Source organism: Pseudomonas sp. YNh, from assembly GCF_037993085.1.
Lineage (GTDB): Bacteria > Pseudomonadota > Gammaproteobacteria > Pseudomonadales > Pseudomonadaceae > Aquipseudomonas > Aquipseudomonas putida.
Window position 1 is genome coordinate 1 of the sequence record NZ_JBBMRJ010000060.1, and the last position, 11,017, is coordinate 11,017.

The 11,017-nt window shown below is 55.2% G+C and carries 11 protein-coding genes; 6 read left to right on the forward strand and 5 right to left on the reverse strand.

From position 1 onward, the window contains the following. On the reverse strand, positions 1-669 hold a 669-nt coding region (locus WF331_RS28855; RefSeq protein WP_340623548.1), incomplete at its 3' end, for a CaiB/BaiF CoA transferase family protein. 1 nt (position 670) lies between these two features. Further along, positions 671-1,453: an enoyl-CoA hydratase/isomerase family protein gene (locus WF331_RS28860; RefSeq protein WP_340623549.1), complete on the reverse strand. Its 783-nt coding sequence runs from the start codon at positions 1,451-1,453 to the stop codon at positions 671-673. A gap of 129 nt (positions 1,454-1,582) precedes the next feature. Here WF331_RS28860 and WF331_RS28865 point away from each other — a divergent pair, with 129 nt between their 5' ends. Together WF331_RS28865 and WF331_RS28870 are read left to right on the forward strand one after the other, a co-directional pair. Then, complete coding sequence (locus WF331_RS28865) at positions 1,583-2,509, forward strand: LysR family transcriptional regulator (protein WP_232877744.1); 927 nt, start codon at positions 1,583-1,585, stop codon at positions 2,507-2,509. A 31-nt stretch (positions 2,510-2,540) separates the two neighbouring features. Further along, positions 2,541-3,428 (forward strand): LysR substrate-binding domain-containing protein, encoded by an 888-nt coding sequence (locus WF331_RS28870; RefSeq protein WP_232877742.1) that lies wholly within the window; start codon positions 2,541-2,543, stop codon positions 3,426-3,428. 29 nt (positions 3,429-3,457) lie between these two features. On the opposite strand, the gene WF331_RS28875 is transcribed toward WF331_RS28870, so the two are convergent. Continuing rightward, the gene (locus tag WF331_RS28875; protein WP_196185105.1) at positions 3,458-4,363 is read right to left on the reverse strand and encodes a LysR family transcriptional regulator; all 906 of its coding nucleotides are present in this window, start codon (positions 4,361-4,363) and stop codon (positions 3,458-3,460) included. Positions 4,364-4,458: 95 nt separating this feature from the next. Here WF331_RS28875 and WF331_RS28880 point away from each other — a divergent pair, with 95 nt between their 5' ends. From WF331_RS28880 to WF331_RS28895, 4 genes are all read left to right on the forward strand, one after another. Further along, complete coding sequence (locus WF331_RS28880; RefSeq protein WP_196185104.1) at positions 4,459-6,423, forward strand: aconitase family protein; 1,965 nt, start codon at positions 4,459-4,461, stop codon at positions 6,421-6,423. Beyond that, a complete protein-coding gene (locus tag WF331_RS28885) occupies positions 6,420-6,917 on the forward strand; it encodes a hypothetical protein (protein ID WP_196185103.1) in 498 nt (165 codons plus the stop codon). The genes WF331_RS28880 and WF331_RS28885 overlap by 4 nt, the downstream gene beginning before the upstream one ends. A gap of 99 nt (positions 6,918-7,016) precedes the next feature. Continuing rightward, positions 7,017-8,333: an MFS transporter gene (locus tag WF331_RS28890; RefSeq protein WP_196185102.1), complete on the forward strand. Its 1,317-nt coding sequence runs from the start codon at positions 7,017-7,019 to the stop codon at positions 8,331-8,333. 105 nt (positions 8,334-8,438) lie between these two features. Then, complete coding sequence (locus WF331_RS28895; RefSeq protein ID WP_232877740.1) at positions 8,439-9,719, forward strand: OprD family porin; 1,281 nt, start codon at positions 8,439-8,441, stop codon at positions 9,717-9,719. A 233-nt stretch (positions 9,720-9,952) separates the two neighbouring features. Here the strand turns inward: WF331_RS28895 and WF331_RS28900 are convergent, their stop codons facing one another. Both WF331_RS28900 and WF331_RS28905 read right to left on the reverse strand, forming a co-directional pair. Next, positions 9,953-10,525 carry a YitT family protein gene (locus WF331_RS28900; protein WP_232877738.1) on the reverse strand — a complete coding sequence of 191 codons (573 nt, stop codon included), beginning with the start codon at positions 10,523-10,525 and terminating at the stop codon, positions 9,953-9,955. 71 nt (positions 10,526-10,596) lie between these two features. Further along, positions 10,597-10,800, reverse strand: coding sequence for a hypothetical protein (locus tag WF331_RS28905; protein WP_232877736.1), 204 nt, complete (start codon positions 10,798-10,800; stop codon positions 10,597-10,599). Between the last annotated feature and the right edge of the window lie 217 nt (positions 10,801-11,017).

The following is an 11,017-nucleotide window of genomic DNA, read 5'->3' on the forward strand; positions in this document are numbered from 1 at the left end:
ACAACCTCCAAGAGAACGATTCAAGTATCGCCTCTTGGCGTCCGTTGTCACGGGACAGGCCCAGACATACTGGCCTTCCCCTGAACGAAGCTTCTCGATGTAGGCCGCAAGAATACCGGTGGCCGCCAAGATGCCTGCGGTCACATCCCCAACCGGTACGCCAGCTTTCACCGGCGCGCGGCCTGGCCCTTCGCCTGTAAGGCTCATCAGGCCCGACATACCTTGAGAGATCAGGTCATAGCCTGCCCGCTGGGCGTAAGGGCCGTCGTTGCCGAATCCGCTGATGGAACAATAGATCAAGCCAGGATTCAGCTTGCGAAGCTCCTCATAGCCCAAGCCCATTTTCTTCATGGCGCCAGGGCGGTAGTTTTCGAGCACAATATCGGCGCTCGCCATCAGACGCAGGAGCACATCCCGACCTTTCGGATGCTTGGCATCTACGGCGATACCGCGCTTGTTGCGGTTCAAGATCATGTAGGAAGCGGCCTCCCCATTGATCGCCGGTGGAACGGTGCGACGAGTGTCGTCACCGCCATCAATCTTCTCCACCTTGATCACGTCTGCACCCATGTCAGCGAGAAACAGGCCGCCAACCGGGCCAGACATTACGTGTGCCATTTCGATGACACGGAGACCGGCCAAGGGGCCCTTGCGCTTCTGATTAGTCATGTTACTTCCCCTGGAATACTGGACGGCTTTTAGCCAGAAACGAGCGATAACCTGTTTTGTAGTCTTCGGTGTCGAAGCAGGCATACCCCTCTGCCAATTCATCAGTATTCAGCGGCTCATGCTTTGCACGCAGACGCTCGATGAAGCGCTTGTGAGTTCGCGCAGATAGGGGGGCGTTTTCAACGATCCGCTCAATCGTCTTCTCAATTTCATCGTTGAATTCGTCAGCAGCCACGACTCGCTGAACCAAGCCCTTCTCACGGGCTTCTTGCGCGTAGAACGTGCGAGATTCGAGGAGCAGCTCCAGCGCGGTAGGGCCGCCAACCAGGCGCACCAGCCCTTCCATTTCGGGGTACGCAAGGACGGCTCCCAAGCGAGCAATGGGAATGGCAAATCGGCTGTTGTCGCTGGCCACTCGCAAATCGCAATGAGCTGCCAGTTCGAGCCCGCCGCCCATGCAAATACCGCGAATGGCAGCAAGAGTAGGAATGGGTGAGTGCTGCACCAAGCGCATCGCCCTGTGACAATGGCGACCGTACGCTTCGGCCTTTTCTTTGGTACCTCGGATCGACTCGAATTCGTCGATGTCACCGCCACTACTGAAGGCTTTGTCGCCCGCACCGCTGAATACGATGCAGCGAATGCGATCGTCCGTGGAAAGCTCCTCAACGATATCGCCTATCTGAATCCACATCGACTGGCTAACGGCGTTGTACTTGCCGGGACTGTCGAGGGTCAGCCTTGCGACAAACCCTTCGCGGCTCAAATCTACATGCCCACTCATGATCGAACCTCTTTTTTGTTGTTCGACCCAAGGGTAGGCAGCCACACGTGGTTCAAAAAATACTGTTTGCAGATGCCTCTATCGTTTTTTGCTATAGGATGAGATCTCCGCAGCCGGAGGACTCAGGGAATGAACCTGCGCCAGCTCCAATACTTCATCCAGATCGTAGAGGAAGGCAGCTTTTCACGGGCCTCGCAAACCCTGCACATCGCGCAGCCTGCCCTAAGCCATCAATTGGCCAACCTGGAGAAGGAGTTAGGGGTCAAGCTTTTGCTTCGGAGTGTCAGGGGCGTGGCACCAACAGCCGCTGGCGTAGCGGTGCTGCGGCAGGCGCACCTGATTTTGAAACAGGTTGAGGCTACAAAACTGATCGCCAGTGAAGCGGAGAAAGGGATTGCCGGCGTGGTCACCATTGGCCTCCCTTGGACGGTCTCAACCCGAGTGGGATTACCGCTCCTGAAAGAGCTAAAGAAGTCTGCGCCAGGCATCAAAGTAGAGATTATCGAAGGGCCAAGCTCGTTTCTTGCGAATCTGCTCGCTCGCGGAAAACTGGACGTAGCCGTGGTGTTCGACGACTCCACAGACGGTGGCTTGGTGATGAACAAGGTCGCTACTGAGCCAATGCTTTGGATCGGGCCAAAAGGCGAGCTTCCCATGCTTGAATCGGTAGATGTGTTGCGGCCTTTCAGCGAACCACTACTCTTGGTCAGCCGCCCGAATGGAGTACGCGAGACGCTCGAGCGCATTTTTGCAAAGCACAACGTCACACCACTGGTTGTCGCTGAAGTAAATTCACCCTTGCTGTTGCTCAAGGCGGTACACGAAGGGCTCGGCCATTCGATTCTGCCCTTGAGTGCTGTGATGGCTGCAGAGAATGCGGGAGAGGTTGATGCCATAAGAATTGACGATGACCGAGTGGTACGTCACGTCTACCTATGTACCTCGAAGGTCGAGACCTTGACCGCCGCCGCAGACCACACCTACAGGTTGCTGGAGCTCCTCATAAGGGACTTTTTCAACAACCAAGCCAATCAATACATCACTTCAGGTGGCTGAGTATTCCATGCCAGGAAGAGTCGATATCTCCATGCGGCAGCTTCGTTACTTTGTTGCCGCAGCGGAGCATGGCCAGTTCTCACAGGCAGCATTGAAGGTGCACGTCTCCCAGTCGGCAATTACGACCGCTGTGAGCCAGCTGGAATCCATTCTTGGCGTACCCTTGTTCGAGCGGTTGCCATATGGCGTCCAGCTCACGGCAGAGGGACACAAGTTCTATCGGCATGCGCGTCACATCCTGGATACTCTTCAGGATGCAGTAGCCCAGCCACTCTTTCTGAGCCACGCGCTGAACGGAACCGTCCGCGTAGGAGCGTCCTACACGGTGCTCGGTTACTACCTCCCCACCCTTCTGGCCCGTTTTAAGCGGAGCTACCCTCAGATCGAAGTGGATTTGGTCGACATGGATCGTCCAAGCATTGAGCAAGGCATCACTGATGGGTCGCTGGACTTGGGACTGACGATTGTCTCGAATGTGGACACCAATCAGCTGTGGGAAAGGCATGTCTTGATGCGCTCACGCAGGCAGCTATGGTTGGCACCTAACCACCCCTTGATGCATCTGGAAGCCATCAGCCTCTCCGACATCGCTGAACATGCTTACATCCTTCCCACCGTCGACGAGGGAGAGCGGTCAGCCATGCGCTACTGGCGAACGGCAAAGCTGGAGCCAATGGTCGCGTTTCGTACCTCGTCCATGGAGGCTGTGCGGGGTCTCGTGGCACATGAGTTCGGGGTTACGATATTGTCAGATATGCTTTTCCGCCCTTGGTCGTTGGAAGGTCGTAAGATCGAGGCGCGCCCGATCACTGACGCTGTCCCTCCAATGGAATTAGGGCTCATCTGGCGGATTGAGGCCGACCTGAAACCTGAAGCCGTCGCCTTCCAGCAGTTTCTTATCTCTGCCAATGAGGTGTAGTCCTGAGCCACCAAGCGCCACCACCCTCCTCAATGCAGAGTGCGCAAGAATTCAAGGAAACTCTTAGCCGTTGCACTGGTGAGATCGTTTGGTCTGGAAACGATGTGAAACTGCCGGATTGCCCAATCATCTGTTAGCGGAACTCTAACCAGCGAAGGCCCGTCAGGGGACTCGCAAATCGCATGATCCGGCAGCACGGCAATCCCCAACCCTCCTTGGATCATCCTGCACACGGCATCGAAGCTCTCCAGATGAACCCTGTAGTTGATGCTCTTACCTGCTTTGCGCGCAGCCTTGTCCAACGTCTGATAAAGCGGGCTGTCTCTGTGAAGGGCGATGTGCTTGTACTGAAGGCTTTGAGCGAACTCAATGGGCTCACTCGCAGCGAGAGCATGATCCTCTCTGACGACGATGACCAAGCGATCTCTACGGTATTCTTGGACATTCAACCCCTGCGCAGAAGCAGCAGAGAGGCCTGCGCCGATGCCGATGTCGCTCTCGTTTCCAATCACACCTTCCAAAATCTGAGCGCTGGTGCGCTCCTCCAAATCCACATCGACGTTAGGATGAGCGGCCAAAAATCGGTTCAGGTCATTGGGAAGAAATTGGATGATGCTGGATCGGTTGGCGTGGATGCGCACGTGCCCCCGAACCCCGCTAGCGAACTGTGACAAGTCAGAGCTCATTCGCAAGAGCTCGCTCAAAAGCTTCTGAGCGTGCGCAAGAAAGCATGCACCAGCCGGCGTAGGCTGAATGCCCTTGTTGTAGCGGTAAAACAGAGGCGAGCCAACAACCTCCTCCAGCTCCCCCATACGCTTGCTCACCGCCGACGGAACCATGCTCTCCCTTTCTGCAGCTCGAGTGAAGCTGCCCTCTTCGCAGGTAGCGATGAAAAGCCGAAGGGTGGTTGGGTCAAAGCGCCAAGTAGATTGCATAGCTGATTAGAAATTTCGTCATGAGAGGAGTGAGGAATCATCACAGCAGCGTACGTTGGTGCTTCCTATCATGGCCTCATGTTGAGGAGATACCCATGACAAAAAGAATACGTTTCGCTGGCCGTTTTCTGTTTTTATCCTGCAACAGTGATGCAGTGCAACGCCAAATCAACGGCGATGACCTGAGTTTGCAGGACACCCTCCCGCTTCGCGATAACATTTCTACCGACGAAATCACCCCCGTGGTCATCATGATGACCTACGATGAGCGGCTGGGTACCTACCCCTATGTCGGATTCAAAACCGAAGGAAAACTGCCGATTGGCAACGACGCCGTTAAGAACGGCGGTTTTGAGATTACGGTAGCGGGCAAACGCTACGGAAAAGGTTCCTCTCGCGAGTCCAGTCCTCTCGCAGAAAAGTCGGCAGGCATCCGCCTGATCATCGCCGACAGCTTCGAGCGCATCTATCGCCAGAACTGCGACAACATCGGCATCTACACCTCGACCGACTTTTCGTTGATAGATCGGATTCGTGCGGGAGAAGAAATCGAGCTCGACGAATTCCTGGTTGGCCGCGACGCCGTTACGCAGGAAGTCATCCGTGCTGGTGGACTGCTGCCCTATAGCAAGCTCAACCTGCCCCGAAATCCAGACAAAGTTTTCAACCCGATCCCAGAAGGCCGGCGGCCAATGACGCTGGTCGAGAAAATTATCGAACGCCGCCGCGTCGCACCAACAGGCGATCTGTCTCGTGGAGACGGCGTATTCCTGTCCGCCGACTGGCGCTTCAGCCATGACTACTTTACCGGGATGTGTGCACACCTGATGCACGGAGCATTCGGTAACCCTGTCGATCTAGCTCGACCTCACGAAATCATCGCATTCCAAGACCATCTGATCTTGGCAAACCAAAGCTTCCCGCACATCCGGGATAACTTGCTCGCTGCTGTCGGTGGCCTGGCATCGGCGCACGATACCTTCGTTCGTCAGTACCCTGTTCTGGCTCATGGTGCTCTGGAAGGCCAGAGCGGATCCGAGGGTATTTGCCATGCACTCTTGACCGAGAAACACGCGCTGCCAGGCCAGGTTGTCGTGGGAACCGACTCTCATACACCTCACTCTGGTGCACTTGGATGCCTCGCTTTTGGTGCGGGAGCAACGGACATCGCCAATAGCTGGGCGACTGGCTTCATCCGCTGCCGCATGCCTGAGGTGATAAAAGTCGAGTTGGTTGGCGCCCTAAAGTCGGATGTTACAGCCAAGGACGTCGTGCTGGAGCTGCTTCGCAGTGAGCCTATTCGCCAGGGCCAAGCTATTGGTGCTGTCTTTGAATACAGCGGCGAGGCAGTCGCTGGTCTGTCCATCGATGAGCGAGCAACACTGACGAACATGGTAGCTGAGCTTGGCGGCTTTACCGGCATCGTCATCCCCGACCAAAAGGCAATCGACTTCATCCGAGAGCGACGCGGCATAGAAGTCGAACTTGAAGACTGGCTGTTCAGTGACCCTGACGCTGAATACAAAGAGCACATCACCATCAATTGCTCTGAGCTCGTGCCGATGGTAGCCGCACCAGGTGACCCTGGTAACGGCATGACGATCGCTGAGTTAGGCGAGCGGGTCTCGATCGATATCGCTTACGGTGGATCCTGCACAGCAGGCAAGCGCGAAGACTTCGATTACTACCACGAAGTACTTGCCTGGGGCTTGGCTCGTGGATTCCGGATCCCTGAACACACGAAATTGTTCCTGCAGTTCGGGACGCTGGCAGTGCGCGACTACTGCAGGGAACAGGGTTACCTGCAGACCTTCGAGAAGGCTGGTGTTGAGCTGATCATGCCAGGTTGCGGCGCATGCGCGAACTGCGGCCCAGGCTCGTCCACTCGCTCCGACCAAGTCACTGTGAGTGCAATCAACCGGAATTTCCCTGGTCGCTCAGGCCCTGGTCAAGTTTGGCTCGCCAGCCCCTACACGGTGGCAGCAAGTGCCCTCCTGGGCTACCTCGGCAGCTTCGATACGCTTCAAAAAGCAGAGCGCTCTCTGGTGGTTGTAGCATGAGCATCTCCACTTCCGACCTATGCGATCGCTATGCCGATGCGATTGATATCGGCCAACTGAGCGTCCTTCGTGGCAACTGGCAGTGGTTTGGTACCTCTCGGTACCTCAAGGGCCAAGCAGTCACCCTGGAAGCAAGAGGATGCAACCTTGAGTTGCGTCAACTGCTCAAGCAGAGCGGCAACGGGCAAGTGCTTGTCATCGATTCAGGCGACCATATGGGAGCACTGTTAGGCGACAACCTCGCCACGCTGGCATTGAGCAATGGCTGGAGCGGCGTTCTCATCAACGGGAACGTTCGCGATACCAAGGCTCTAGCAATCATTGACCTGCCCGTCATTGCGACCGGAACCTGGCCTATCCGTTCGCAGAACCTCGCTGGAGGCAAGCCAGGTGCCACGCTGATGCTCGGTGGAAGCTGCATAAGTCAGGGCGATTGGATCTATGCAGACGAAGATGGTGTTCTACTGAGTAAACGCGAGTTGAATGTGGACTGAAATCCAAGATAAGTGCAATTCGAAAAATGCTACGGATGCTGATGAGATTTTACGTAATTCACTTAGATCTCCAACAAATACAATTAAGGAGAATGCAATATGGCCACCATGGCTCAGCGAGCGACTGACGTTGCTCCAGATTTGAAGGAACTGCTTCTCTATCGCCGTATTGCATGGCGAATTCTGCCTTTGACCATCGTTTGCTTCCTATTTTCCTACTTCGACCGAATCAACATCAGCTTCGCCAAGACCCAGATGCAGGCTGAGCTGGGCTTGAGTGATGCCGCCTACGGATTTGCTGCGAGCATCTTCTTCTTCGGCTATGTGATGTTCGAAGTTCCAAGCAGCTTCGGCCTGAAGAAATACGGAGCGCCCAGCTGGATCTGCCGGATCATGGTGTCATGGGGGATCGCAACAGCCTGCCTGGTATTCGCCTACAACGAGTACACCCTTTACTTCCTGCGCTTTCTGATTGGCGTCATGGAAGCCGGCTTTGGCCCTGCACTTTTGTTCTATCTCGCCTGCTGGTTTCCTAAAAAGAACCTGGCCAGCATGAACGGCATCTGGTTTCTGTCCATACCGCTTTCCGGTGTCCTGGGCGCCCCGGTCTCTGGTGTCATCCTGGAATACATGAACGGCTTCCTGGGGCTGGCCGGCTGGCATTGGCTGTTCGTGCTGTCAGGCCTGCCATGTGCGTTGCTGGGCGTCATTGTGCTGTTCAAGCTGGATCGCGACATCCAGTCGGCCAAGTGGCTCACCCAGTCGGAAAAAGACCTGCTCCAGCGCAACCTGGATAACGACAAGAAGGATTCGAAACCGATCCATGCCTCCTTGCTCAAGGTCATCCTGACCCGCGAAGTGGCAATCCTTTCGGCGATTTACTTCATGGTCAAGCTGACTGGCTACGGCCTGAACTTCTGGATGCCGCATCTGATCGGCTCATCCGGGGTTAAAAACCAGATGGCGGTGGGCTTTCTCACCGCTCTGCCCTACCTCGTCGCGGCCATCGGGATGGTCTTCGTGACACGTCGCTCGGACGCGAGCGGCGAACGTAAGCGGTATCTGTGGCAGTGCATGCTGGTGGGTGGTATCGGCTATTTCGCAGCCTGCTATTTCAATGGCAATTACTACCTCCTGACAGCTTTCCTGGTGCTTGCCACGGCAGGTGTGTTCATCGCCATTCCGATCTTCTGGACAATTCCCCAGACAGCATTCGCCGGACTGGCCATTGCTGGCGGTATTGCGGCTATCAACACCGTCGGGCAGCTGAGCGGCATGGTGGCACCGCTGCTGGTCGGCTACATCAACGACCTCACCGGCAATACCTATATGGGTATGTTGGCGCTGGCCCCCTTCTGCTTCATCTGTGTTGCCTTGATCCTTTGGGGCATTCCGAACGATCGCAAGGTCGCTTGATCCCTAGGTGCCCGACAGGGCACCCGTCACTTGATACGAACTGGCCCGCACGTGCGCCCAAGCGCCGCGTGCCGGGCTCTGCTGTGTGTGCAATTGGAGATAACAATGACAAGAACATGCTCTGGCACGCTTTTCGTACCACTTCTTGGGCTAGCCCTTCCTGCCGTCTCTCAAGCCGAGTTTCTGAGTGATAGCAAGGCGACACTTGAGGCCAGAAACTTCTATTTCAGCAGGGACTTTCGCAGCGACACATCGACCCAATCCAAACGTGAAGAATGGGCCCAAGGGTTCATCCTTCGCGCTCAAAGCGGCTACACAGAGGGAACTGTGGGATTCGGTCTGGACGCGATCGGAATGCTTGGGATCAGACTCGATTCAAGTCCTGATCGAACCGGTACTGGGCTATTGCCCAAACACGGCGACGGACGCGCAGCTGACGAGTTCTCTACCCTGGCGCCAACTGCAAAAATGAAAATCTCAGCGACTGAACTGAAGATCGGCGCCTTGACGCCGACTTTGCCACTGTTAGCGGCTAATTACAGCCGTCTCGTACCTCAGGTATTTAACGGCGCTCTGCTTACATCCAGCGACATCGATAGCCTCACGTTAACAGCTGGACGTATTGAACAGGTAAAGGCTCGCGACTCCTCGAACTTTGAAGACATGACCATAACCTCAATGTCCGGAGCGTTCGCTGGCTCTGCCAAAAGTGATGGCATGGGCTACTTGGGCCTGGACTACAAGCCGAGCCCGAACCTCATCCTGAGCGCTCACCACTCTAAGCTCGAAGATATCTATGACAAAAGCTATCTGGGGCTGCAGTACAGTATGCCTGTAGGCAGCGGAAAGGCCTTTGCAGAGATTCGCTATTTTGACGCAGGCAATGATGGTCGTGCCCTTGCCGGCAATGTCGATAACAGGACGTTGAGCACCAATTTTGGCTACAAAATTGGTGCACATACCATTAGCGGTGGGTATCAGAAAAGCCGAGGAGAATCTGCCTATCCCTATCTCGCCGGCAGTGATACGTACCTATTCAGCGAAATGCTGGTGAGTGCGTTTGGCATGGAAAGTGAGCGAGCACTGCACGCCAGATACGATTTCGACTTCGTAGCTTATGGATTACCTGGGCTCAGCTTCACAGCACGGTACGTCCGGGGCGATCAGATTGATCCCGAGCAGATCTCTGGCAGCAAGGCCGCAGGCCTTAGAAGGGAGAATGATGACGGTACAGAGTGGGAGCGCTCAACAGACATTACCTACGTCGTGCAGTCGGGGCCATTGAAGGACTTCTCCATTCGCTGGCGGAATTCGACCTACCGCTCCACGTACACAGATAGCGCCGACGAGAATCGGTTGATACTCAGCTACTTGATCAAATTTTAGCGTTCAACACTTTTGCTGCCTTGGAGTGGTCACCACGCATGGTCACTCCGGGGCAGCCTTTTAGACAGTAGGCTCTTAGGCGTAAAGTCAGAGATGGGGCATCCAATGCAGAAAACGCAAACTGAAGCTCTCGTACACAACAAAAGTTACTAGGAAAGCCTACACGTGGGAGGCTTTCGGTCGTGCACAACACGCTTGACCAACCACTCGGAACTCCCCTCCCTCGATCGACCTCAACCGCGATAGCGACCTGGCTTATGCCAGCTGATCAAGATCGCGTTCATGGCAACCGTACCAATTAACGACCAGACCATCTGTTTGAGAGGCAAGTAGAAGCTTGCCGCCACGAACAAGAGCACGTCACAGGCAAGCTGCGCAACGCCCGCGTTGATGGAAAACCTGCGTTGAATCCAGAGCACTATCGATCCGGTACCGCCCATCGATGCGTTATGGCGAGCCAGGCACAAAATCCCCATGCCCAGGAGTGTTCCTCCAAGAATGCAGCCAATCTCAGGATTGATCCCTGCCAGGTTCAACATGGGCCCAATCAGGTGAACCCCCAATCCAAGCGAGAAGCTGACAATAACGCTTTTCAGGGTAAAAGCACGCCCCATGGTAAATAAGGCGAAAAGCAGGAATGGCACATTGATCACAGGCACCAGCAAGGACGACGCGTAGTGCGTGACGAAGGAAGCCAGCAGCGCCATTCCCGCGATCCCACCCGTGATCAAGCCATTTTTCCCAAGGATGGCGATACCCGTTGAGGCAAGCGCGATGCCTATGAACAAACCGTATACATCATCCACAGCACTATGCCGTGGAAAGGGACTCATGGTGTCTTGCATGTCTTACTGATACCCAGCCAAGCGAATTGAGGTTACGACACGCGAGACAGGCGCTTGGCCTCATGCGGGCGGGAGATCTCAGTGACAACAGTTTTAGGGGGACGCTTGATACCTGTTACCCGGGCGATCTCGACCCCGTCACGGCAGATGATCGCTTCAGCACCATAGATGACTTGCTCAAGAAGAAATTCGAGGCTGGTCTGGACGTCAGGCAGATCATATTTCACTTGGTACATAGCTGTTCTCGTGGAATGGCTGACTTCACGGCGCGGTAGTGGTGGATTGCACCTCTAGCCTCACTGCGATCCGATGTGATCGCGAAGCACGAGTCAAATTCTGATCTGTTGTTTACCAAATGTGCTTCTGTATTTACCCACCCAAACCCTATAATGAATCGCCCCTGGTTTCGTAGACACCTCCAAGCCTCATAATGAGGCCCAAATAGGAGGTGCC

Excerpts from the sequence above, each read along its gene's own strand:
- WF331_RS28875 (WP_196185105.1), bottom strand. The coding sequence starts at position 4,363 with ATGCAATCTACTTGGCGCTTTGACCCAACCACCCTTCGGCTTTTCATC.
- WF331_RS28880 (WP_196185104.1), top strand. The coding sequence starts at position 4,459 with ATGACAAAAAGAATACGTTTCGCTGGCCGTTTTCTGTTTTTATCCTGC.
- WF331_RS28905 (WP_232877736.1), bottom strand. The coding sequence starts at position 10,800 with ATGTACCAAGTGAAATATGATCTGCCTGACGTCCAGACCAGCCTCGAA.
- WF331_RS28895 (WP_232877740.1), top strand. The coding sequence starts at position 8,439 with ATGACAAGAACATGCTCTGGCACGCTTTTCGTACCACTTCTTGGGCTA.
- WF331_RS28860 (WP_340623549.1), bottom strand. The coding sequence starts at position 1,453 with ATGAGTGGGCATGTAGATTTGAGCCGCGAAGGGTTTGTCGCAAGGCTG.
- WF331_RS28865 (WP_232877744.1), top strand. The coding sequence starts at position 1,583 with ATGAACCTGCGCCAGCTCCAATACTTCATCCAGATCGTAGAGGAAGGC.
- WF331_RS28870 (WP_232877742.1), top strand. The coding sequence starts at position 2,541 with ATGCGGCAGCTTCGTTACTTTGTTGCCGCAGCGGAGCATGGCCAGTTC.
- WF331_RS28885 (WP_196185103.1), top strand. The coding sequence starts at position 6,420 with ATGAGCATCTCCACTTCCGACCTATGCGATCGCTATGCCGATGCGATT.
- WF331_RS28890 (WP_196185102.1), top strand. The coding sequence starts at position 7,017 with ATGGCCACCATGGCTCAGCGAGCGACTGACGTTGCTCCAGATTTGAAG.